This window comes from Carnobacterium sp. CP1, assembly GCF_001483965.1.
Classification (GTDB): domain Bacteria; phylum Bacillota; class Bacilli; order Lactobacillales; family Carnobacteriaceae; genus Carnobacterium_A; species Carnobacterium_A antarcticum.
Window position 1 is genome coordinate 681261 of the sequence record NZ_CP010796.1, and the last position, 24615, is coordinate 705875.

At 41.5% G+C, this 24615-nt stretch carries 15 protein-coding genes, 12 tRNA genes and 3 rRNA genes; 1 reads left to right on the top strand and 29 read right to left on the bottom strand.

Going from position 1 to position 24615, the window contains the following annotated elements; translation table 11 throughout:
* Window position 1: 1 nt before the first annotated feature.
* The 9 genes from NY10_RS03435 to ltrA all read right to left on the bottom strand — a co-directional run bounded on the left by NY10_RS03435 (window position 2) and on the right by ltrA (window position 8843).
* Window positions 2-706, bottom strand: coding sequence for a DUF969 domain-containing protein (locus NY10_RS03435; RefSeq protein ID WP_058918677.1), 705 nt, complete (start codon window positions 704-706; stop codon window positions 2-4).
* A gap of 123 nt (window positions 707-829) precedes the next feature.
* Window positions 830-2086, bottom strand: coding sequence for an aspartate aminotransferase type Ic (locus NY10_RS03440; protein WP_058918678.1), 1257 nt, complete (start codon window positions 2084-2086; stop codon window positions 830-832).
* Between the two features lie 99 nt (window positions 2087-2185).
* On the bottom strand, window positions 2186-3316 hold the full coding sequence (locus NY10_RS03445) for a sodium ion-translocating decarboxylase subunit beta (RefSeq protein WP_058918679.1): 1131 nt from the start codon (window positions 3314-3316) through the stop codon (window positions 2186-2188).
* A gap of 18 nt (window positions 3317-3334) precedes the next feature.
* Window positions 3335-3703: a biotin/lipoyl-containing protein gene (locus tag NY10_RS03450; protein ID WP_058918680.1), complete on the bottom strand. Its 369-nt coding sequence runs from the start codon at window positions 3701-3703 to the stop codon at window positions 3335-3337.
* Between the two features lie 11 nt (window positions 3704-3714).
* Window positions 3715-3993, bottom strand: a complete 279-nt coding sequence (locus NY10_RS03455; RefSeq protein ID WP_058918681.1) for an OadG family protein — start codon at window positions 3991-3993, stop codon at window positions 3715-3717.
* Between the two features lie 20 nt (window positions 3994-4013).
* Window positions 4014-5435, bottom strand: a complete 1422-nt coding sequence (locus tag NY10_RS03460) for an oxaloacetate decarboxylase subunit alpha (protein WP_058918682.1) — start codon at window positions 5433-5435, stop codon at window positions 4014-4016.
* 104 nt (window positions 5436-5539) lie between these two features.
* Complete coding sequence (locus NY10_RS03465) at window positions 5540-7183, bottom strand: phosphoenolpyruvate carboxykinase (ATP) (protein WP_058918683.1); 1644 nt, start codon at window positions 7181-7183, stop codon at window positions 5540-5542.
* 374 nt (window positions 7184-7557) lie between these two features.
* Window positions 7558-8004, bottom strand: a complete 447-nt coding sequence (locus tag NY10_RS12755; RefSeq protein WP_335338711.1) for a group II intron maturase-specific domain-containing protein — start codon at window positions 8002-8004, stop codon at window positions 7558-7560.
* Window positions 7935-8843 carry a group II intron reverse transcriptase/maturase gene (gene ltrA, locus NY10_RS03470; RefSeq protein ID WP_231726762.1) on the bottom strand — a complete coding sequence of 303 codons (909 nt, stop codon included), beginning with the start codon at window positions 8841-8843 and terminating at the stop codon, window positions 7935-7937. The genes NY10_RS12755 and ltrA overlap by 70 nt, the downstream gene beginning before the upstream one ends.
* 564 nt (window positions 8844-9407) lie before the next feature.
* Between ltrA and NY10_RS03480 the strand changes: the two genes are divergently transcribed.
* Complete coding sequence (locus tag NY10_RS03480) at window positions 9408-10727, top strand: ISL3 family transposase (protein WP_156413258.1); 1320 nt, start codon at window positions 9408-9410, stop codon at window positions 10725-10727.
* A 201-nt stretch (window positions 10728-10928) separates the two neighbouring features.
* On the opposite strand, the gene NY10_RS03485 is transcribed toward NY10_RS03480, so the two are convergent.
* The 20 genes from NY10_RS03485 to NY10_RS03580 form a co-directional block, all read right to left on the bottom strand.
* Window positions 10929-11012: transfer RNA gene (locus NY10_RS03485), tRNA-Leu, on the bottom strand.
* A gap of 31 nt (window positions 11013-11043) precedes the next feature.
* A tRNA-Cys gene (locus tag NY10_RS03490) sits at window positions 11044-11114 on the bottom strand.
* A 35-nt stretch (window positions 11115-11149) separates the two neighbouring features.
* A tRNA-Gln gene (locus NY10_RS03495) sits at window positions 11150-11221 on the bottom strand.
* 11 nt (window positions 11222-11232) lie between these two features.
* Window positions 11233-11305 (bottom strand) — tRNA-His (locus NY10_RS03500).
* Between the two features lie 27 nt (window positions 11306-11332).
* Window positions 11333-11406 (bottom strand) — tRNA-Trp (locus NY10_RS03505).
* A 28-nt stretch (window positions 11407-11434) separates the two neighbouring features.
* Window positions 11435-11518: transfer RNA gene (locus NY10_RS03510), tRNA-Tyr, on the bottom strand.
* Window positions 11519-11530: 12 nt separating this feature from the next.
* A tRNA-Phe gene (locus tag NY10_RS03515) sits at window positions 11531-11606 on the bottom strand.
* Between the two features lie 42 nt (window positions 11607-11648).
* Window positions 11649-11724 (bottom strand) — tRNA-Asp (locus NY10_RS03520).
* Window positions 11725-11741: 17 nt separating this feature from the next.
* Window positions 11742-11814: transfer RNA gene (locus NY10_RS03525), tRNA-Val, on the bottom strand.
* Between the two features lie 11 nt (window positions 11815-11825).
* Window positions 11826-11897 (bottom strand) — tRNA-Glu (locus NY10_RS03530).
* 17 nt (window positions 11898-11914) lie between these two features.
* Window positions 11915-12003, bottom strand: a tRNA-Ser gene (locus NY10_RS03535).
* A gap of 54 nt (window positions 12004-12057) precedes the next feature.
* Window positions 12058-12130 (bottom strand) — tRNA-Asn (locus NY10_RS03540).
* A 12-nt stretch (window positions 12131-12142) separates the two neighbouring features.
* Window positions 12143-12258, bottom strand: a 5S ribosomal RNA gene (gene rrf / locus NY10_RS03545).
* Between the two features lie 92 nt (window positions 12259-12350).
* Window positions 12351-15270 (bottom strand): 23S ribosomal RNA (locus NY10_RS03550).
* Between the two features lie 208 nt (window positions 15271-15478).
* Window positions 15479-17040 (bottom strand): 16S ribosomal RNA (locus NY10_RS03555).
* Together the 16S, 23S and 5S rRNA genes with 12 tRNA genes alongside form the textbook arrangement of a ribosomal RNA operon.
* A 670-nt stretch (window positions 17041-17710) precedes the next feature.
* Window positions 17711-19102, bottom strand: a complete 1392-nt coding sequence (locus tag NY10_RS03560) for a dihydrolipoyl dehydrogenase family protein (protein ID WP_058918685.1) — start codon at window positions 19100-19102, stop codon at window positions 17711-17713.
* A 279-nt stretch (window positions 19103-19381) separates the two neighbouring features.
* The gene (locus tag NY10_RS03565; RefSeq protein ID WP_231726763.1) at window positions 19382-20107 is read right to left on the bottom strand and encodes a GntR family transcriptional regulator; all 726 of its coding nucleotides are present in this window, start codon (window positions 20105-20107) and stop codon (window positions 19382-19384) included.
* Between the two features lie 106 nt (window positions 20108-20213).
* Window positions 20214-21629 (bottom strand): glycoside hydrolase family 1 protein, encoded by a 1416-nt coding sequence (locus tag NY10_RS03570; RefSeq protein WP_376821384.1) that lies wholly within the window; start codon window positions 21627-21629, stop codon window positions 20214-20216.
* Window positions 21630-21707: 78 nt separating this feature from the next.
* Window positions 21708-23000: a PTS sugar transporter subunit IIC gene (locus NY10_RS03575; protein WP_058918687.1), complete on the bottom strand. Its 1293-nt coding sequence runs from the start codon at window positions 22998-23000 to the stop codon at window positions 21708-21710.
* A 238-nt stretch (window positions 23001-23238) separates the two neighbouring features.
* Window positions 23239-24588, bottom strand: coding sequence for an FAD-binding oxidoreductase (locus NY10_RS03580; protein WP_058918688.1), 1350 nt, complete (start codon window positions 24586-24588; stop codon window positions 23239-23241).
* Window positions 24589-24615: the final 27 nt, after the last annotated feature.

Sequence of the window (24615 nt, forward strand, 5' to 3'; positions counted from 1 at the left end):
GTTATTTTTCCTCCTTTTGCGTTGGCAAGCTGGTTTTTTTGCCGTATTTTCGTTGCAGTTTTCGGTCAAATAAAATATTTGATCCAGCTACCATCACCAACATAATCAACGCAATTGGAATAGAAGCTTGAGCAATCGCTACAGCTGATACTTTATATCCTAGAGATTCCAAAGTACCTGCAATCAATAAAACACCGGCTGCTGCAATAAAAGTATTTTGTGCAAAAAAGTTTCCGTAATTTTCAGTTGCAGCCGAACGTGCTTTGATTCGCTCGATATCTTCATCACTGATTTCGCCGTATTTTGTTTCAGCAGCTGCTTGAGTCATCGGCTCAACTAATGGACGGATAAATTGTGTGTGGCCTTGAACACGGACAGAAAAAAATCCGGCTAATTCACGAATAACCATGTATAAAGATAAAAAGCGGCCTGGTGTCAGTCCCTTCATCTTTTCTATCAACTTAACTGCCTGTTGACGCAACCCAAACCGTTCGGTTAATCCAATCATCGGTAAAGTAAGTAAAAATAACGTTACTAGTCGGTTAGAAACAAATGCATCTCCTAACAAAACTAAAAAATCTGTCAATGAGATCCCTGAAACTAAAGCAGTAGCCAATGCTGCAATCAATACGACCGCAATGGTATCAAATTTTAAAATGAAACCTACTACAATGATCAAAATCCCAATTAATTTAATGATTTCCATAAACTTCTCCTTCTTTTCTTATCTTTTTTTAATCTGTTTCCGATTATACGCACAATTAAAAAGAGATGCAACCTTAATTATGAAAAAGCTGCGTCTCTTTTTATCTTCTTATTCATTTTGGTTTTATGAGTACATTTTTTCTAAACTGACTAATTCGATACACAAACCAATCGCATTCATTGCTTGATCCAAGTCAGCTAATGCTACTGGTGTCGGCGCAAGGCGAATGCTGTTGTCCCGCGGATTTTTTCCATATGGATACGTAGCCCCTGCATTTGTTACTTTCACTCCGATTTTGTCTAAAGCAGCCACTATTTTGGTCGCACAGCCGTCTAATGTCGTAAGGTGAACAAAATAGCCTCCAGCAGGTTCCGTCCATTCGACTAATGGTTTTCCGTCAAACCGTTCATGCAATTTTTCTTTGATCAAATCAAATTTTGGTTTTAAAATTGCAGCGTGTTTGGCCATATGAGCCGCTACTTGTTCAGGATTTTGTAAGAACTTTACATGCCGCATTTGGTTTAATTTATCATAACCAATCGTTTGATACGATAGTTCATCAGCAATCAATGCAACGTTTGCTTTTGAAGCAGCTAATGCTGCAACTCCAGCTCCCGGGAACGTTATTTTAGAAGTTGAGCAAAACATCCAGACTCGATCTGCATTTCCAACTGTCTTACAAGTAGTCAATATGTTTTTTGCTGTTTCATGCACATCGGTTAAATGATGGACTAGATAAGCGTTGTCCCACAGAATAGTAAAATCTGGAGCTTTGGTTGTCATTGTTGCTAACCGATCAACCACCTCATCCGAATACGTTACACCCGTTGGATTGCTATAAGTCGGAACGCACCAAATTCCTTTTATTGCAGCATCATTGCTCACTAAACGTTCCACTTCATCCATCTTAGGCCCGTTTTCGTCCATCTCTACCGGTATCATTTCAATTCCTAAATGTTCAGTCATTGAAAAGTGACGATCGTATCCAGGACTGGGGCAAAGAAATTTCACTTTTTCTTCTGCTTGCCAAGGGTGTTCCCCCATAAAAAATTTCGTTGTTAATACCAAATACATCAGACTTAAACTAGAGTTCCCGCCGATGACGGTTTCTTCTATTCCTGCACCTAAAAGTTCAGAAAACAATTTTTTGGCTTCATAGATCCCGGTTAATTCTCCGTAATTACGAATATCGATGGTTTCCTGACTGATAAAATCTTCCGGTTTGTTTAATAAACCTAACATCGGTTCAGACAAAGCTAATTGTTCTTTACCAGGAACACCTCGCGTAATCGTTAAGTTCATAGGGCTCTTAAGATAGTGCTGGTATTCTTTTTCTAATTCAGCAATACGGTTGGTTGCTGCTTCTCTTGATAAATCCATCTTTTCAACACCTTTGCTTTTATTTAACTACTTTAGAAAAGTATAGCGGAGTTTCCAGGAGATATCAAAAATAATTTCTGCTCGTCATGTTATAAGGCGCTAATTCAAAAACGATAATAACACTCCAGCCGCTATGGCAGAGCCAATCACCCCGGCTACATTGGGTCCCATGGCGTGCATCAATAGAAAATTAGCAGGGTTTGCTTTAACTCCTTCTTTTTGTACAACACGTGCGGCCATAGGGACAGCAGATACTCCGGCAGCACCGATCATTGGATTGATTTTTCCTCCTGACCATTTGTTCATGACTTTCCCCATTAAAACTCCACCTGCTGTTCCGATTGAAAACGCCACTAGACCTAAAATAATGATTTGCAATGTTTCAATCGTTAAAAAGACATCCCCGCTCGCTTTTGCACCAACGGACAATCCTAATAAAATCGTTACGGTATACATAAAGGCATTTTGCAGGGCTTCGGTTATTTTCGGTACTTGACCGCTTTCTTTCACCAGGTTTCCCAACATCAACATTCCGATCAAAGGTGTAGCTGAAGGCACCACCAAACTGACAACTAATGTCGTCACTATTGGGAAAATGATTTTTTCTTTTTTAGATACTTCGCGCAACTGTTCCATTTTTATTTCGCGTTCTTTTTTGGTCGTTAACAGCCGGATGATCGGAGGCTGAATAATCGGAATCAAAGCCATATAAGAGTAAGCAGCAATAGCAATCGTAGATAATAAATGAGGGGCCAATCGGGTCGTTAAATAAATAGCGGTCGGACCATCTGCACCACCGATAATTCCAATCGACGCAGCTTCTTGAGGCGTCATTCCGAAAATCAATGCACCAAAAAATGCAACAAAGATCCCAATTTGAGCAGCTCCGCCTAATAGTAGCGTTTTGGGATTAGCGATCAGCGGTCCAAAGTCTGTAGCAGCACCTAAACAAAGGAAAATCAAAGGCGGGAAGATTCCTAAATCAATTCCTTGGTAAATGTAATACAATAAACCGCCGTTTTCTCCATTCAAGGGAGCCGACATTAAACCTGCTAAAGGCAAATTGACTAAAAGCATGCCAAAAGCAATCGGGATCAGCAAGTAGGGTTCGTACCCTTTTTGTATTGCCAAATACAGGAAAAAACAAGCTAACACCAGCATGATCAGTTCTTTGTAAGACAAATTTGCAAAACCTGAAGTTCTGAGCATTTCGTTCAGAGCATCCAACATATGAATTCCTCCAATACTTTAGAGCACCACCAAAACATCCCCGGCTTCCACAGCTTGATTTACTTGGATAGGAATACTTGAAATGATTCCGCTTTGAGGCGCCACTATTTCGTTTTCCATTTTCATCGCTTCCAAAACACACAAAACTTCGCCAGCTTTTACAGACTGTCCTTTTTTTACCGCTAGAGATAAAATCGTTCCCGGTATAGGAGCAGCTACTTCCCTATTTGAAGCTGGTTTAGCGACCGTCTCGGGACTTGCAACAGCAGACTCTGCTTCTTTGATTGTTTCTTGAGATGTGGTTGGTGTTACATCTGATGATTCAGAAAGTTCTTTAACTGAAACGTGGTAAACTTTGCCATTTACTTGAATTTCATATTGTTTCATTCCCAACACCCCTAACGAATTCTTTTGATCTCAGTTATTTGATAGCTTTTATTTTGTTGATCTTCATTAGCCAAAACTAGCGCCATTAAAGCAGCTACTAACTCTGTTTCTTCATCTTTTGCTAAAATCTGATTTCCCGCAAGTGTTGTTACTGGCGGTTCTTTTTTCCCCGTACGTTTAACCATGTAATGGATTAGTTCAATAGTGAACAGCAGAATGATCAAGGCTAAAAAAACCATGACGAGGCTGGTTATAGTGACCACGACTCCATCTATTAAAGTAAAACGCATGATGTTTCCTCCTTTACATCTTACATCACCGCAATTATTTTGATTGCCTTTTTTTCTTGTTGTTCCTTTTTACTTGCCATTGAGCTGCCCTTTACTTGGGAGTATTTCTTTTCAAGGAAAGCTTTCCCGACTTGAGGAAACATAGCATACGTTAGGACATCTTCATCTTTTTTTGCCAAATCTCCTAATTCAGCTTTTAAGCGGTCAAATTCCGGTGAAAGATGATTAGCTGGCCGATCCGTTATGACTTCTTCATTTTTGATGATCTTTTTCCGAAAAGCTTCTTTAACAGGTACCGGGCTTTGCCCATAAGAACCTCGCAAGTATTCTTTGATTTCATTTGGCACCATTTGGTATCTTTCCCCTGCCAATACATTAAAAACTGCTTGTGTTCCCACCATTTGGCTCATCGGGGTGACTAAAGGCGGGTACCCTAGATCTTCTCTGACTTTTGGTACTTCTTTTAATACTTGATCGTATTTATCAGTGGCTTTTGCTTGTTCTAACTGGCCGTACAAATTAGACAACATTCCACCTGGCACTTGGTATAATAAAGCTTTAGGGTCAACACCCATCATCTTAGGGTTCAATATGCCGGAAGCCAAATAATGGTCTCGTATCGGTTTAAAATAGTCAGCAATCTCTTCCAGCAATGCAACGTCTACTCTTGTTTTTACGTTTCCTTCATTTAAAGAAAGCACCATTGATTCAGTTGGAGGCTGGCTTGTTCCTTCTGAAAAAGGCGAAATGGCTGTATCGATTCTATCCACTCCAGCTTCCACCGCTTTTAAATAAGTCATTTGTGAAATTCCGCTGGTCGCATGAGTGTGAAGACTCAGCGGAATAGTCAGCACTTCTTTTAATCTTTTAACCAGCTTTTCAGCTGTATAAGGAGTTAGGATGCCAGCCATATCTTTAAGGCAAATGGAATCTGCCCCCATTTGCTGCAATTGATCCGCTAGTGCGGCATAGTAATCAATCGTATGGACCTCACTGATCGTATAGCAAATCGTCAACTCCGCGTGGCCGCCATGTCTCTTGACCGCTTTCAAAGAAGCCTCCAGGTTACGCGTATCATTTAAAGCATCGAAAATACGAAATACATCGATTCCGTTTTTACTAGCTTTTTCAACAAATTTGTCTACAATATCATCTGCATAATGACGATACCCCAATAGGTTTTGGCCTCTCAATAACATTTGCAGTTTTGTTTGCGGAGCTCTTTTTTTGATCTCACGCAGCCTTTCCCAGGGATCTTCATCTAAGAAACGAATAGCTGCATCAAAAGTAGCACCACCCCAACATTCGAGTGAATAATAGCCGACGCGGTCCATCTTTTCAATAATGGGCAGCATTTCATCCGTCGTCATACGAGTGGCCATCAAGCTTTGATGAGCATCTCGTAAAACCGTTTCTGTAATTTCCAAGTATTTTTCTGTCATTTTAAAATCACTCCTGTTCAGAGTAAAAAAGAAGTTAGAAAGCGCACAATTTATTTCGTTTTCATGTCATACTTGATAACTTCTGAGCAATTGAAACAGTCTGATCAGCGATTAATAATTTTTTCCAACGTTTTCAATGCTTCATCAGGTAAAACATCCATTCCATCTGCTGCGTTTTTTTCTTGTATGTGTTCTACGCGCATTTGCATGCGATCAAAAACCAATTGTTTATAGGCTTCATCCATGAAATCCGGCTCATAACCTGCTACTTTTAAATAACTCATCTGCTCATTTCCGCCAAAAGACTCAAATTCTGCAGTTCCATCAACAATCGACTCAATGCTTTTCAGTGTCACAGCAGGAGTAATTTTTTTATCTAAGAAAAAGCCGGTATTCAAAATATAACACTCTATTTCTCGCTCTTCAAAAAGCTGTTTAAATTGTTGATAGTCTTCTGCCAATGGATAAACACGGAAAGGATTTGCATAAGGGACAATTACTAATTTATCCATGTCTACTCCTTCTTTTAACCGCTCAGCTGATGAACGTTTAGTAGCCAATGTCGCTCCAAAGCTCGCTGCTAAAATAGGATCTTCTACTTTAATAACGGGCGGCAAACTTTCATCTTTCATAATCCAATAAATAGCGTCAATGGGCTCATCAATCCGGTCAACACGGTTAGGAGTAGAATAACGCGATTTAACTGTACGCCCATTTCCATTACGTAAATCCTCCGTCAGCAGAACTTTTTCTCCATTTTCATCTAACGTGACGGCCACATTTTGGACTGTAACAAAATAGTCGACTTCTTCATGATCTGAAGGGTAATCTTGTGTTTTGTCAAAGTAAGCCGGTTCCAGAGCAATGGAAGACCCATCGGTTAAAGAAATAATGAAAGCATCATCATGTAAGACTTCAATTTGGTATTTATGGTTGTGTTTAGCATGTGTCAATGTAGATTTTCCAGAGCCAGATAATCCAAAGAAAGCCGAAACATAATTTGTTCCATCCGCTAATGTGAATTTCTTTTGGCCTCCATGACAAGAAGCATATCCCATCCGATGAGCTGTGCCCCATGCTAAAGTCAATGTAGCTTTTTTCAGTTCGCCGAAATAATTCATGCCCAGAATAATAGCTGCATTGTGGTCCGTATCAAAATAGGCTAAACCGAGAGGATAATCAGGATGCTGCCAGTTAGGATCAGAATAAATAAAAATGTCCCCAGCTTCAATTTCACGAGAAGCGGCATACATTTTATTGTATAAATCGTTTGTTACTTGAAAGTTTAACAGCCAAGAATATAAATTGTTTTCTTGACCTTCTGGCACTGAAAGATGGGCCTTCACCATGAATTCTGAATCTAACCCTACATAAGCAGCTGTTTTATAACGTTTTTTCAAAGACCCCTGGTAAACAGCCTCTCTTACGATTACAGCTAACTTAGCGTCTTCATCTTTATTATTCCCTACGATTCTTCGGGCAGCTGCCGTTCTCCCAACCACTGCTCCTCCGTTTTCGACTAAAACTTTTGCATCTTTAGGCAAATCCAATTTTTCCGTATATTTTACTGATAAGTCCGTTACGATGGTACCTGGCGCATCAAGCGCTAATTCGTATGCTTCATCTAGACTCGTTACATTTTTCACATTGTTGCCGTACATAGAGGTCTCGATTACTGCTCGTAAAGGGGAAAAAAAGGGATTATCTTTTCTAATTTCTGACTTTTGAAACGTTTCTCTGGTTGACATGCGATCCTCTCCTTATTTCATTAGTAGTTGTCTCTTCAAAAAAAGCCGCAACAGCAATAAAGCTAACTGGTAATAAGAAAAAGCCGATTTCCTCCTTTCTTTAGATTCAACAATTAGAGCGGTATCGGTTGAAGCGCTTTCATTACTCGTTCTTATCATAGCAAACAACATCAAAAAATTGCAATAAAAAAGTACATTAAAACAACGAATCCTTTTTTATATCTTTTAAAGTCTTTCTTCTCAACGCCCTACGGTCTTTCGATAGCGCTTGTGTTTGCTCTACAATAATAACCGGATCAAAACGAATCGAGTAGGAGGAGCCTTACGGCTCCGACCTCTCACACCACCGTACGTACCGTTCGGTATACGGCGGTTCAATAACTTAAGTATCTCTGCTGGAAAAGTTGGTTTAGGTCTTTTAGACCCCAATTTACCAGCTTTTTCTTCGTAATCGCTCGGTGAAGTGTGTGGGTACGGGTCATACGCCAATACCCTTTTCTCGTATTAGCCACCTTCCATGCTTCTTCTTTCTCTATTCCATACTTTCTTAACATACGAAATTTAGTCGATACTTTGTTCCATCGTTTCCAACATAGTTGTCTCAATCGATGATTTAGCCAATGAGCAACGCTCTTGATAAAGCTTTTCATATCTCCAATTCCATAATAATTAATCCAGCCTTGTGTATAGAGGTTAATTTCTTTTATAATTTGTTTGAATGTACCAGGACGTTTTCGGCTCGTTAGTTTTCTCAGTCGGTTACGGAACTTGAGTTTAGCCGCCTTAGATGGGCGGCTTCTGACTTTCCCTGTGTTTTCCAGATAGTGAAACCTAGAAACTTAGCTTTAGCTGGAGTAGTCACTTTACTTTTTTCCGTATTAATCTCCAACCGGAGGTTTCCCTCTATAAAGGTCGTCACGCTTTTTAAAACTCGTTCTCCTGCTCTAGGTGTTTTCACATAGATACAAAAGTCGTCCGCATAACGTACAAACCGGTGTCCTCGCTTCTCTAATTCTCTATCTAGTTGATTTAAATAGACATTAGCGAGTAGTGGAGAGATAACTCCACCTTGAGGGGTTCCTTTATAATTCTCAATAAAGACATTGCCGTCCATAATTCCAGCTTTAAGAAAATTCCATATTAACCGCAACACTATTTTATCTTGGATATAGTAGTTGAGGTAATTCATCAACTTTTGATGATGAACTGTATCAAAATAGTTACGCAAATCAAAGTCGACAATCGTTTTGTATCCTTCGGATACATATTGTTCTGCCTGTTTAATCGCTTGATGAGCGTTCCTGCCTTTCCTAAAACCATAACTGTATGTCGAAAAGGAAGGGTCAATGATGGGTTCAATCACTTGTAGAATAGCTTGTTGCACCACTCGATCTCGCACCACAGGAATTCCCAAGTTTCTTATGCCACCATTATCCTTAGGGATAGAAACCCGCTTAACAGGTTGTGGTTGGTAAGTTCCTGCTCTCATCTTCTCTATCATTTGCTGACCATATTTTATTAAGTGAGCGTCCAATTCATGAACGGTCACTCCATCGATACCGGCAGCTCCTTTATTTTGATACACTTTCTTGCTGGCTGACTTTAAATTATCTGAATTAGCGATTTGATTGATTAATGAGATACCATCTTGTTTCATCATATCGTTACTGTAGCTCTCTACACTCTCTTGTACTCTTTCGTTTCCAACTTATCCCTCCAAGAGTAGCCATCTTTCGGTCTATACCACGATGTTTTCTGTAGTCGTGAGCTACATCCACCTCCTTGTTTATTCCAAGATTATTATTGTTCTGCCCTTCAGAGAACTGTGTTCTCCTACTATGGCGTCTGCTGACTTCTCACTATTCGTTGTTACTACGGTATTTACCGCTAGTGAGACCTCCCCGGGTAAGAGTGATAACCTTCCACTCATGTCACTGCCTCATTTACTGTAGGAGACTCGTGCAGTATCGGACTTCGCTTTGTTTGGCAAGCTCGTCCATCTCCATCCAGCCTTGTATGAGATTTCTGTTCGTCAGTGCGAGTGTTTGCGTCCAGCTTCCTTCGGATTCTTTCTCGCGAAAGACACCCTTGCTATTCGCGGTTGTACAATATTTGACGTTGGTGAGTGAAAACTTACTAACGTCTTTTTTCGTGAAAATAGAAAACAAGTGAGTTCTCCTGTAGAATTAAAGTCACCACAACTCATTCAAAGGAGAGAACTCACTTGCCTACATCAAATGATATGCGAAAAGTACTAGATATACAAGACAAAAACATTGTTTTTGAAGAGGATTGCGTAGAATACGGTCAATTCAAAGGGAAAAAATGTAAATTTATTAAAGGACGATTGACCTACATTCCGCAGGAATGTATGAAGTGCCATACACCAAACGAGCAGTATACCATCTACTGTAACGGAACACAGACCTCGCGCATTACTTTACCCATGAGTGGTATTCATCCCACCTATTTACTGCTTAAAAAGCAGCGATTCATGTGCAAAGAATGCGAGGCTACATTTACTGCGAAAACGCCTCTATTGAAAGAAAATTGTTTTATTTCAAATCATGTAAAAGCACAAATTTTAGATAAATCGTCTATGGCTCAATCTATAAAAGATATCTCTAGTCAAACGGGAGTTTCTTCAGCAACGACGCAGCGCGTTATTAACGAGCAAGCTAAGAATTACAAACCGCATTACTTCTGGCTTCCTAAACATCTTTCGTTTGACGAGTTTAAGTATGCCAATAGCACAATGGCTTTTGAATACATTGATGCCGAAAAAGGAACGATCATTGATATCTTGCCTTCTCGAGACAGTCGAACGATAAAAGACCATTTCCTTTCACGGTATAGCCTAAAGGCTAGAAAAAAAGTAGAAACCATTACAGTCGATATGAACGCTGGTTACGTCAATTTTATTCCCATTCTTTTTCCAAACGCCAAGATCATTATTGATCGTTTTCATATTGTCCAGCTGATTAATCGTTCACTGAATCGTACAAGGATAACGGTTATGAATCAATTTCATACCTCAAATGGAGAAGATATGAAAAAGTACCGTCGATTAAAACGGTTTTGGAAAAAAATCTTAAAGAAAGAATCTGAACTGTCTTATACAACCTATACTTATTATGCTTTATTTGGTCTACGCTTAGAATCAGCGATCGTCGACGAACTGTTGGGCTACAACACCGTTCTGAAAGAGACTTATGAGGTGTATCAAACGATTCTAAAGGCTCTTGAAGAGAATGACTATGATGAGCTAGTAAAGATTTTAGAAAAAGATTATCCACTTATTTCAAAACCAATGAAGACGAGCCTCAAAACATTGAAAAAACATATGAAGCACATAAAAAATACCGTTACCTATAAGTATTCAAACGGAAAAATTGAAGGAATCAACAATAAGATCAAAGTTCTTAACCGTGTGGCCTACGGCTACCGAAACTTCGTGAACTATAAAAACCGTATTCTTCTGCATTTTAATATGAAACCAGCGGCTATTAAACAGAACGAAAAAACACTTTTCATAGCAGCATAACGCCTACCATGAAAAGTGTTCAAGTTTTTTTAATTAAATAAGGGACTAAAATTCTTTACCAACGTCAGTTGACGTAGAACCCTATTCGCTAACAGTTCCTACTGCCAAGCCTGTAGTGGACTTTCACCACCAAGTTATCACCCATGCCGGGCGCACCAAAAAAAGTCTCCAACAGTCCGAAGACTGCTGGAGACTTTAGGATACCGGCGGCCGGAATCGAACCGGCACGCCCTCGCGGGCACAGGATTTTGAGTCCAGCGCGTCTACCAATTCCGCCACGCCGGCAGGATGCTGACAACAGGCAATTCATTAGATAAGGCGGTAACCGGATTTGAACCGGTGATGAAGGTTTTGCAGACCTCTGCCTTACCACTTGGCTATACCGCCATCTTTAAAATTGAGTGTTGGGTTATTCTAAAAAACTGGGCTAGCTGGATTCGAACCAACGCATAAGGGAGTCAAAGTCCCTTGCCTTACCGCTTGGCTATAGCCCATAAATGAAAAAGGCGACTGATGGGGATCGAACCCACGTATGCCGGAACCACAATCCGGTGCGTTAACCACTTCGCCACAATCGCCGTAATGTAAAAGGTTAAATATAAAAATGGCAGGGATAGTAGGAATTGAACCCACACTAATGGTTTTGGAGACCATTGTTCTACCTTTAAACTATATCCCTATCAGTTTAGATGGGTTTTAAAAAAAAATGGTGGAGGGGGGCAGATTCGAACTGCCGAACCCGAAGGAGCGGATTTACAGTCCGCCGCGTTTAGCCACTTCGCTACCCCTCCAGTTGAAAAAAATGGTGGCCTGGGACAGAATCGAACTGCCGACACCTTGAGCTTCAATCAAGTGCTCTACCAACTGAGCTACCAGGCCATAATCGAACCTTTCGGTTCCGTAATGCTTGTATTAAAAAAATGGCGGTCTCGACGGGAATCGAACCCGCGATCTTCTGCGTGACAGGCAGACATGTTAACCCCTACACCACGAGACCGTTATAAAATTGTTCAATGGAGGTTAACGGGATCGAACCGCTGACCCTCTGCTTGTAAGGCAGATGCTCTCCCAGCTGAGCTAAACCTCCTAAATGACTCATGACCCGTACGGGATTCGAACCCGTGATACCGCCGTGAAAGGGCGGTGTCTTAACCACTTGACCAACGGGCCGAAACGCAATTTTGAAACGGAGAGTAAGGGATTCGAACCCTTGAGACAGTGTGCACCGCCTACATGATTTCCAATCATGCTCCTTCGGCCGCTCGGACAACTCTCCAAGTTGGTTCTTCGACACTCTCTTTTGTGTTTCTTTTTCATAGAAATCTATGGACTCCGCAAGCAGGATTCGAACCTGCGACATCATGATTAACAGTCATGCGCTCTACCAGCTGAGCTATTGCGGAATAATGATCAATGCGCGGCAGCGTCCTACTCTCACAAAGGGAAACCCTTCACTACCATCGGCGCTAAGAAGCTTAACTGCTGTGTTCGGCATGGGAACAGGTGTGACCTTCTTGCCGTCACCACCGCACATTGGTTCATCAAGAGAACGGTGTTCTCTCAAAACTGGATAGTGTTTTTCTCTTGCAACATCGTGTCGAAACCAAGACACCGTTTAAAAAATTGGTTAAGTCCTCGACCGATTAGTATTGGTCCGCTCCATACATCGCTGTACTTCCACTTCCAACCTATCTACCTGATCATCTCTCAGGGGTCTTACTCACTTGCGTGATGGGAAATCTCATCTTGAGGGGGGCTTCACGCTTAGATGCTTTCAGCGTTTATCCCGTCCACACATAGCTACCCAGCGATGCTCTTGGCAGAACAACTGGTACACCAGCGGTGTGTCCATCCCGGTCCTCTCGTACTAAGGACAGCTCCTCTCAAATTTCCTGCGCCCGCGACGGATAGGGACCGAACTGTCTCACGACGTTCTGAACCCAGCTCGCGTACCGCTTTAATGGGCGAACAGCCCAACCCTTGGGACCGACTACAGCCCCAGGATGCGATGAGCCGACATCGAGGTGCCAAACCTCCCCGTCGATGTGGACTCTTGGGGGAGATAAGCCTGTTATCCCCAGGGTAGCTTTTATCCGTTGAGCGATGGCCCTTCCATGCGGAACCACCGGATCACTAAGCCCGACTTTCGTCCCTGCTCGACTTGTAGGTCTCGCAGTCAAGCTCCCTTCTGCCTTTACACTCTACGAATGATTTCCAACCATTCTGAGGGAACCTTTGGGCGCCTCCGTTACTCTTTAGGAGGCGACCGCCCCAGTCAAACTGCCCGTCAGACACTGTCTCCCAGCCAGATCATGGCTGTGGGTTAGAGTGGTCATACAGCAAGGGTAGTATCCCACCAACGCCTCCACCAAGACTAGCGTCCTGGTTTCATCGGCTCCTACCTATCCTGTACAAGCTGTACAAACACTCAATATCAAACTGCAGTAAAGCTCCATGGGGTCTTTCCGTCCTGTCGCGGGTAACCTGCATCTTCACAGGTACTATAATTTCACCGAGTCTCTCGTTGAGACAGTGCCCAAATCATTACGCCTTTCGTGCGGGTCGGAACTTACCCGACAAGGAATTTCGCTACCTTAGGACCGTTATAGTTACGGCCGCCGTTTACTGGGGCTTCAATTCTGAGCTTCGCTCGAGAGCTAACCCATCCTCTTAACCTTCCAGCACCGGGCAGGCGTCAGCCCCTATACGTCATCTTTCGATTTAGCAGAGACCTGTGTTTTTGATAAACAGTTGCTTGGGCCTATTCACTGCGGCTGACCAAATGGTCAGCACCCCTTCTCCCGAAGTTACGGGGTCATTTTGCCGAGTTCCTTAACGAGAGTTCACTCGCACACCTTAGGATTCTCTCCTCGACTACCTGTGTCGGTTTGCGGTACGGGCCGTTTGTTTCTCACTAGAAGCTTTTCTTGACAGTGTGACATCAGGAACTTCGGTACTTAATTTCCCTCCCCATCACAACTTGTCCTTAGAGAAGCAAGCATTTGACTCGCTTCAAGACTTGTTGCTTGGACGCACATATCCAACAGTGCGTATTCCTTAGCCTACTGTGTCCCTCCATTGCTCAAACAAAACAAACGGGTACAGGAATCTCAACCTGTTATCCATCGTCTACGCCTATCGGCCTCGACTTAGGTCCCGACTAACCCTGGGAGGACGAGCCTTCCCCAGGAAACCTTAGTCATTCGGTGGACGGGATTCTCACCCGTCTTTCGCTACTCATACCGGCATTCTCACTTCTAAGCGCTCCACCAGTCCTCACGGTCTAGCTTCGACGCCCTTAGAACGCTCTCCTACCATAGAACCTAAGTTCTATCCACAGCTTCGGTGTTATGTTTAGCCCCGGTAAATTTTCGGCGCAGGGTCACTCGACTAGTGAGCTATTACGCACTCTTTAAATGATGGCTGCTTCTGAGCCAACATCCTAGTTGTCTAAGCAACCCCACATCCTTTTCCACTTAACATAAACTTTGGGACCTTAGCTGGTGGTCTGGGCTGTTTCCCTCTCGACTACGGATCTTATCACTCGTAGTCTGACTCCCGGATATAAATCAATGGCATTCGGAGTTTATCTGAATTCGGTAACCCGAGAAGGGCCCCTAGTCCAAACAGTTGCTCTACCTCCATGATTCTTATTCCGAGGCTAGCCCTAAAGCTATTTCGGAGAGAACCAGCTATCTCCAAGTTCGATTGGAATTTCTCCGCTACCCACACCTCATCCCCGCATTTTTCAACATACGTGGGTTCGGTCCTCCAGTGCGTATTACCGCACCTTCAACCTGGACATGGGTAGATCACTTGGTTTCGGGTCTACGACCACATACTCATTCGCCCTATTCAGACTCGCTTTCGCTACGGCTCCGTCTCATCGACTTAACCTCGCATGGGATCGTAACTCGCCGGTTCATTCTACAAAAGGCACGCTATCACCCATTAACGGGCTCTAACTACTTGTAAGCACACGGTTTCAGGTGCTGTTTCACTCCCCTTCCGGGGTTCTTTTCACCTTTCCCTCACGGTACTGGTTCACTATCGGTCACTAGGGAGTATTTAGCCTTGGGAGATGGTCCTCCCGGATTCCGACGGAATTTCTCGTGTTCCGCCGTACTCAGGATACTGATCAGAGTGAACGGAGTTTCAGTTACGGGGCTTTTACCCTCTTTGGCGGACCTTTCCAGGTCGCTTCTCTTACACCGTTCATTTATGACTCTATGTGTTCAGTCCTACAACCCCAGAAAGCAAGCTTTCTGGTTTGGGCTTTTCCCGTTTCGCTCGCCGCTACTCAGGGAATCGAATTTTCTTTCTCTTCCTGCAGGTACTTAGATGTTTCAGTTCTCTGCGTCTACCTCTACTGACCTATGTATTCAGTCAGCAGTAACACCCTATCAAAGGTGCTGGGTTTCCCCATTCGGAAATCTCTGGATCACAGCTTACTTACAGCTCCCCAAAGCATATCGGCGTTAGTCCCGTCCTTCATCGGCTCCTAGTGCCAAGGCATCCACCGTGCGCCCTTATTAACTTAACCTATGGTCGTTGTTAATAGCGATCCAACATCAACTGATGCGAATCGTAAAAAAATAAAACGCGGTTTTTACTTGGTTTCTTACTTTGTTACAATTGTTAAACACTATCCAGTTTTCAAAGAACAACATTTTTGATGCATTGAGAAGATTAGACCTCTCAAAACTGAACAAAGCCAAAACGTATGTGTGAGGTTCCGTAATATTCCTTAGAAAGGAGGTGATCCAGCCGCACCTTCCGATACGGCTACCTTGTTACGACTTCACCCCAATTATCTATCCCACCTTAGGCGGCTGGCTCCTTTGCAGGTTACCTCACCGACTTCGGGTGTTACAAACTCTCGTGGTGTGACGGGCGGTGTGTACAAGACCCGGGAACGTATTCACCGCGGCGTTCTGATCCGCGATTACTAGCGATTCCGGCTTCATGCAGGCGAGTTGCAGCCTGCAATCCGAACTGAGAATGGCTTTAAGAGATTAGCTTGACCTCGCGGTCTTGCGACTCGTTGTACCATCCATTGTAGCACGTGTGTAGCCCAGGTCATAAGGGGCATGATGATTTGACGTCATCCCCACCTTCCTCCGGTTTATCACCGGCAGTCTCACTAGAGTGCCCAACTGAATGCTGGCAACTAGTAATAAGGGTTGCGCTCGTTGCGGGACTTAACCCAACATCTCACGACACGAGCTGACGACAACCATGCACCACCTGTCACTTTGTCCCCGAAGGGAAAGCTCTATCTCTAGAGTGGTCAAAGGATGTCAAGACCTGGTAAGGTTCTTCGCGTTGCTTCGAATTAAACCACATGCTCCACCGCTTGTGCGGGTCCCCGTCAATTCCTTTGAGTTTCAGCCTTGCGGCCGTACTCCCCAGGCGGAGTGCTTAATGCGTTAGCTGCAGCACTGAGGGGCGGAAACCCCCCAACACTTAGCACTCATCGTTTACGGCGTGGACTACCAGGGTATCTAATCCTGTTTGCTCCCCACGCTTTCGAGCCTCAGCGTCAGTTACAGACCAGAGAGTCGCCTTCGCCACTGGTGTTCCTCCACATATCTACGCATTTCACCGCTACACGTGGAATTCCACTCTCCTCTTCTGCACTCAAGTTCCCCAGTTTCCAATGACCTTCCCCAGTTGAGCTGGGGGCTTTCACATCAGACTTAAAGAACCGCCTGCGCTCGCTTTACGCCCAATAAATCCGGACAACGCTTGCCACCTACGTATTACCGCGGCTGCTGGCACGTAGTTAGCCGTGGCTTTCTGGTTAGATACCGTCAGGGGATGAGCAGTTACTCTCATCCTTGTTCTTCTCTAACAACAGAGTTTTACGATCCGAAAACCTTCTTCACTCACGCGGCATTGCTCCGTCAGACTTTCGTCCATTGCGGAAGATTCCCTACTGCTGCCTCCCGTAGGAGTCTGGGCCGTGTCTCAGTCCCAGTGTGGCCGATCACCCTCTCAGGTCGGCTACGTATCATTGCCTTGGTGAGCCATTACCTCACCAACTAGCTAATACGCCGCGGGTCCATCCATAAGCGGTAGCCGAAGCCACCTTTCATCCAACGATCAGGAGATCACTGGAATTATGCGGTATTAGCAGCCGTTTCCGGCTGTTATCCCCCACTTATGGGCAGGTTACCCACGTGTTACTCACCCGTCCGCCACTCTTCTTCTCTGGTGGGTGCAAGCACCCGGTAGAAAAGAAGCGTTCGACTTGCATGTATTAGGCATGCCGCCAGCGTTCGTCCTGAGCCAGGATCAAACTCTCATAAAAGTTGGCTTTGTCCGTTAGGACTTCACCCTTTTAATGATGCTTGAAGCTCATTAATTGACTTGCTAGCGAAATTTCTTTCACTTTGTTTCTGTTGATTTAACCCTTGGTTAAACCACCTTACACATTTGGTTCGTTTTGCTTTGTTCAGTTTTCAAAGGTCTAATTTGTGTTCGCTGCCGTTGTTTTGGCAACTTCTATATCATAACAAGTTCTTTTTTATTTGTCAACTACTAATTTGACTATTTTTTAATTTTTTGAATATTTATTCAATCAACTAAAAACATTATTGGAACTCGCTACCTATATACAATACCATTGGTTAGGTGTTTATGTCAACACTTTTTTAAAATAAATATATATAATGAATATTTATTCACTGTTTTCGCATCCGCATTGTTTGCTGACGACTTATAATACTTTACACTGGAACGATTAACTTGTCAATTGCTTTTTTACTTATTTTTAGAATCATTTGTTTCATACTTATAAGAACAAGTTGATCCTAGCAAAAATTAACTTTAACTGTCTTAGCTATACCTGACCTTAGCAAGCTATAAGTGCCTTCTTACGTTCATTCAGAAAGACCTCTTTCATCTATCCCCTTTCAGGATTTGCTAGATGCACAACTAATAAAACGTTGATCAATTTGCAGTCCAACGTTTTATACTACTTAAATCATTTCAAGCAAATCATTCAATGCCTCGCTCATAGTAGGATGGGTATAAATTCCATCACGTAAGTTCTTATAGGATATATTTTCATTGATTGCTAAAGCAATCAAGTTGATCATTTCATGGGCTTCATGACTGAAGAAACGTGCACCTAAGATAAAATCAGTCTCTACCTCAACTAAGACCTTTAAAAAGCCACTTGTTTCACGCAATACTTGAGCTTTTGGCACAGAGGAAACAGACATTTTAGCCGCTTTATAATTTTTTCCAGCTTCAGTTGCTTCTTTTTCATTTAAACCTACGCGTGCAAATGTCGGATCCACAAAGGTTGCTGTCGGATAAACACGACGCGTTTCTAAATTGTAGTTAGATTCTTGGCCTAGTAATTGAGGTAAAACAATGCGGTAGTCATCCAATGAAATATAAGTGAATTGAGGACCACCTTTAACGTCGCCAACTGCCCAAATGTGTTCAACAGAAGATTGTAGGTTCTTGTTGACTTTAATTTCGCCACGTTCGCCAAGTACTACACTAGCCTTTTCAACATCTAATTTACTTGTATTAGGAATACGACCAGTAGCAACTAGGATTTCGTTTAATTCAGCCATTTTCACTCCACCATTTTGTTCAACTGTTAGACGTACGCCAGTATTCGTATCTTCAACACTTTTAGCTTGGGCATTAAATTCAAAGGTTACACCTAATTCCTCTAACCTATCCAAAACAGCTTTTGCATCATCAGTGTCTTCACGCGACAAAAATGAATCATCAAATTGATAGACCGTTACTTCAGAACCGAATTCAGCAAAATAAGAAGCAAACTCTAACCCAATTGGACCAGCTCCAATAATACCTAATTTTTGTGGCAAATCAGTTAATTCTAAAATTTCTTCGCTTGTGTAAATATGCTGACTGCTTTGACTATTTTCGATTTCTGGAATAAAAGCAGTCGAACCAGTACCAATGACGATCTTAGCAGCAGTCACTTGTAAGGTTTCAGTTTCTGTATCTACTAATAGTGTATGATCATCTTTAAAGTGAGCAAATCCGTCCAATACGGTTGCATTGTCTAAATCAGCAACTTTATGGTAATTTTTTTTGTTCAATTTAGTCACTAATTCAGTTTTGTAATCCATCGCTTGTTTGAAGAATCGCTTGTTGGTTTCAGCGGTTCGTTCAATCCCAAACGCTGATAATTGTTCAATGATTTTTGCGCTGTGGGTCAACGATTTAGTCGGTAAGCAACCAACGTTAATGCAGGTTCCGCCATACATTTCAGTTGATTCTTCAATTATAATGACGGATTGCCCTTTTTTAGCTAAAGCACCTGCTAATGTTTTCCCTGCTTTTCCGAAACCAATAATAGCTACATCTGTAGTATATTTGTTCATTTTTTAATACTCCTCTCGTAATGATTTCTGATAAGCGTAAAGATGCGTCTTTCTTTACTTTGTCAGAAACGACTGCTTTTAAATTAGTTGAAATAGTATTATCTCCTTGGTCAAATCCTTTACCCATAAAAATTTGACGAACAAACCCTAATTTAACTGTAACTCTAGTAATATTTATATACAAATAGAAACCCTTCACTTAAAAAAAGTGAAGGGTTTCTATTTGGTTCTCTTCTATATAGTTAGAATTTAGCATCGAACCATTTGGTTTTGATTTCATTAAATCTGACTGCTTGGATTAACAAAAGAAAATTCGACCATGTCAAAACGATGCCGTACTTTCGAAAATTCAAAAGGCGTGCCGCTTTCCAAAAACATTACTTTGGTCACTTCCAAAACCGGTTCGTCAACAGCACAATTCAAATATTTTTTATCGTATTCATTAGGTTGTGCTGCCTTGATCGTTTGTCGGTTTCCTCCAAAGACTAACCCAAGCTCATTTTGGATATAATCATAAACAGAATGGTTGAGAATATCGGTTGTCAAACCAGAGACAATTTCAACAGGAATAATCGTATACTCAATTGAATAAGGCTTAGCATTTAATATTCTTAACCGCTTAATTTCATAAACTGGATTTTCAGGTTTTAAAAAAAGCTGCCCGCTTTCCTCTTCATTTGGAAAACGTACGCCAAAAGCTAAAATTTCATTGGTTAATTCTACGCTTTCATCAATTTGGTGAGTAAGCCCCATATTTTGTCCAATTTTAACTCCAGATTCTGATAATTGGAATGCATTTTTCTTTATATACGTTCCCGACCCTTGAATCGTATAAATAAACCCTTCAACGTACAAGACATCTAAAGCTTTTTTTATTGTTACACGACTAGTTTCAAACTCCAATGCCAATGTTTTTTGGTCTGGCAGAACTTCTTTTGCTGAGTAATAACCTTGTTGGATCCTTTTACGTAATTCATTTGCTACCTTTTTATATTTTGCCAGCATCTCTTTCACCGCCTGCTTAACGAGTCTATCGAGCTTTTTTAATACGCTCATTTATAGATGCTAGTATATCATAGTTTCTGCTCGTTTTTTTTATAAAACTTGTTTTCTATTTGTAATCTGGTTCCTCTTCCATGTCTATGGAACGGTTTTTGATTATTTCTTTATACCAAAATCCTGATTGTTTTAAAGAACGATCGCGGTTATTTTCCAAATCAATGCTGACCAATCCATAACGGTTTTTAAACGCATTCATCGGTGAAACACAATCCGTAAAAGCCCATAGCATATAGCCCTTACAATTCGATCCCGCAGCAGTTACTTCCAATAAAGCAGCTAAGTGATCTCTAATAAATTCAATCCGATAGGTATCTTGTATCACACCTTTTTCATCTTTGAATCGTTCTTCATTTTCAATGCCCATTCCGTTTTCAGTAATCAGCCAAGGAATATTGCCGTACTCATTTTTAATCCGCATTCCCATATCATAGACCAATTCCGGAAAAATCTCCCACCCTCTGGACTTATTCATTTTACGGCCTGGCAATTCAAACGGTTCAAAATAATAAGCCGGATGAAAAGGAGTCGCTTCGTTCCATTGGTAACTCGGTGCCTTTACACGATGCGGATAATATAAATTGATCCCCAAATAATCAACCGTATTTTCTTTAATGATGCGCATTTCCGCTTCAGTAGAATCAAACGCAATATTGTGTTGTTCTAACAGCGGGAAAAGTTCCGCTGGATAAGTACCTTTGACCAAAGGATCTAAAAATATACGATTATAAAACAAATCATACATTTCGCCTGCTTTTTGATCCGCTTCTGATGAAGAACGCGGGTACGTAACTTCTGGGTTTAAAACGATCCCAATTTGTCCTTTGTATTGTTTTCGGTGGTAAAGTTCCACCACTTTCGCTGTTGCCAAAACTTTGTGGTAGTTCCATTGCATCCATTTTTTTGTGTCTTGTTCATGCGGGTAGCGAATCGCATCTAAATAAACACGGGTTTGGATGACGATCGGTTCGTTAAAGGTAAACCAGTAATTCACACGATCGGCATAACGATCAAATACGATCTCAGCATATTGTGTGAATAGATCGACTACTTTCTTAGAACTCCAACCATCGTATTTATCTTGTAAAAAAGCTGGCAATTCATAATGTTCTAAGCACAACATAGGTTCTACGCCTGCCGCAATCAATGCATCTATCACACGATCGACATAACCGGCATAGTCTTCATCGACTTCAAGTGTTTCATAGTCTGTAAAAAAGCGTGCCCAATTAATGGATGTCCGAAAATGGGTTAATCCGACTTCTTTCATTAAATCGATGTCTTCTTGATAGCGTTCATAAAAGTTAGTAGCTACGCCGGGCCCATATCCTTCATGCCAAACATGGCGTTCATTTTTGTACCACGTATCTAAGTAGGAATCTTGTCCCTCTTTTTTGCCTTTCCAGCCTTCCGTTTGCCAAGCGGATGAAGCTGCTCCTATAATAAAATCTTGCGGGATAGTTTTAATCACAAAAATCACTCTCTTTCTTTTTTATTCATTTAGTTACTCTATTTTTTAAAACCGAACAAAACGAAATTTTTAAAACTAAGCTGCTTGACGGTTATTTGCAATTTTTACAAAGGGCAAGTAAATCACTATCGATACAACAATACAAATCAGTTGCGTTACAACCGCTCCGATACTGCCAGCTGTAGCGAGATATGCACTAATGATTGGCGGAGTAGTCCAAGGAATCATAACGACTGCTTTGCCGGCAAAGCCAATGGCTGTTGCAAAATAACCAATCATGCCTGTAATCAACGGAGTAATAATAAAGGGAATGGCTAAAATTGGATTCAACATGATCGGCATCCCAAAAATGACTGGTTCGTTGATATTAAAAAGCCCGGGACCAAAAGATAATTTGGCGATTTCTTTCATATCATCGCGTTTTCCAACTAAGAAGATAGCGACTAATAAACCAATCGTTACACCAGATCCGCCAATGCTCATATACATATCCCAAAATGGCATAGTGATAATATTAGGAATTTCTTTTCCGGCATTAAACGCATCTGTATTTACAGCAATAGAAGCAAGTAAAAGCGGTTCTCGGATTGGTTTGATCATTTGATTGCCATGGATTCCGATAACCCAAAATACTTGCGAAACAAACATCAGCAACAAAATACCTGGTAGACCTTGCATAACATTTTCTAACGGTCGTTGAATGATCGTATAGATGATATCGTATAAGTACATCCCAGTAAGTCGATAAACTGCAAACCCTACTGTCGCGATCAATGTAAATGTAAGGATAGTCGGGATCAATGCTGAAAAGCTGCGGGAGACATTTGGCGGGACCGTATCCGGCATTTTAATCGTCAGCTTTTCTTGTTTTCCTAGCCATGTAAACAGTTCGACGGATAAAATGGCAATAAACATTCCCAGAAACAACCCTTTTGTATCTGTATATTGTCTAGCTAAAACATCTGGAACGACTTGTAATTTTTCATTGACCATTAATTCTACTGTAGTTGGATTAACGGAAATGTAACTGATCACGGCTAATAGCCCAGGAAAGAAACCCTTGACCTTATTCAATTTTCCGACTTCAAGTCCAATTAAAAAAACAGCACTAATGGTCAGCATATTCATCGTTGCATAATTGATGGATTGAGCAATTGGTTTTAATTCTGCTAAAAAGGATAAAGCATCAAATTTGGCTAATCCCATCGTTGAATCAAATACCATATTAGAAAACAGGGTTGCAAAGGCTCCAGTAATAATGACTGGTATCAAAGCCGTAAAGGCATTTTTGATGGCGATAATGTATTTATAGCTGTTAATTTTATTGGCAAAATTTCCTAGTTTCTCAATCCATTTATTTTTGTCCACTTAAGTTACTCTCCTTTGTACTGATGGTATTTTAATAATGTAGCCCGTTCTAAAGCTGGTTCTCTTAATTGTTTAGCTGTGCTCCTTCCTATTTATTCGTTTACATCTACATTGTAAACCTTTACATTTTAGTTGTAAAGACAAAACTTATATTTGTATATACAAATATAAAAAAGAGAATAAAAAACGACTGCTAAAATTTTACTTTTAGCAGTCGCTTTTATTGAATATAGCATTTTTACTGAATAGACAAAACTCCAATAAAACAATTAGCAGGATCATACTGCTTTTTCAGTTCTTTTAATTTTTTCAGATTAGCTGGTTTGTACATCATTTCTAGCTCATTTAACTGGCCTATACCTAAAAAGTTGATATCTATTCCATTAGCGTATTTTCTTAACTGTTCCCACTTATCTTTCCAGTCCTCATTAGCTAGAAGAGCTTCTTCTGCCGAACCAAACGCTTTTCGCATGATCACCAAATAGTTGTTTTCTCGTTGCGAGTACGCCATGGCTTCATTTGATACTCTTCCAAAGTAACCGCCTAATACTTTTACTTGAGTAACCAGCTGAGGGTCGCCTGTGGTTACCAATTCTTGATTTAATTCACTTATTAGTTCATCAGGTAATTCATTTGTATAAAAGTTAAGCATTAACGTATTGCCGCTTGGATCAATAGGTGGAAATAATTTAATATAAGGAACAAAATCAACTTCGTCAAAAAGGAAACCGGAATATTTTTTTAATTCTTTAATCATTTGGTTGCCAGCAGCAGGGCTTCCTTTAATACATACCATTAATGCAATCACCAATTGACCTTTGTATTGTTCCGGCATTTGGCTAGTGAATGGGGCAGTCGTAAAGGATAACGTTCCATTTAACTCATCAGGAGCATGCAAAATATAGTCAGTCAATTGTTGGATCAGTTGCGGATCATACTGGTAAAATAAATTGCCGGCTAAGACAGTCCCTCCTGGATGTGCTTCAAATACAAATTCAGTTACCACGCCAAAATTTCCTGCTCCGCCTCGAATGGCCCAGAATAAATCCGAGTGTTCCGTTTCAGAAGCTACCAGAATTTTCCCTGTTGCATCCACGACCCGAACTTTCCGTATACGCCCTGTTGTCACCCCATATTTTCTAATAAAAAATCCCATTCCGCTTCCTTGGGCATTGCCGCCAACCCCTACGCCGCCCATGTCTCCAGAAGTGATGGCTAAATCATAAGGCACCAGAGCTTCGCCCACTTTAAACCAGTTTGCACCACCGCCCACGGTTACCAAATTAGTCGATCCATCAACTTCTACTTGATCCAAACTAGAAATGTCGATTACTATTTCTTCATCTCCCGCACTGAATCCCGCTGCGCTATGTCCAGTACATTTCACAGTAAATGCCAATTCCTGCTCTCGGCAATAACGAATCGTTTGAACTACATCTGCTTCGTTAAGGCACTTCACAATTGCCAGCGGATGCGGATCGAAAACAGTATTTTTTACCATTCTTAAATTTTCATACTTTTTATTCGTCTCGGTGTACACTTCACCATTCACTACAGCTGCTAAATATTCTTCATCAAACGTTTTCATTTCATTTTCTCCTCCTAAATCATATTG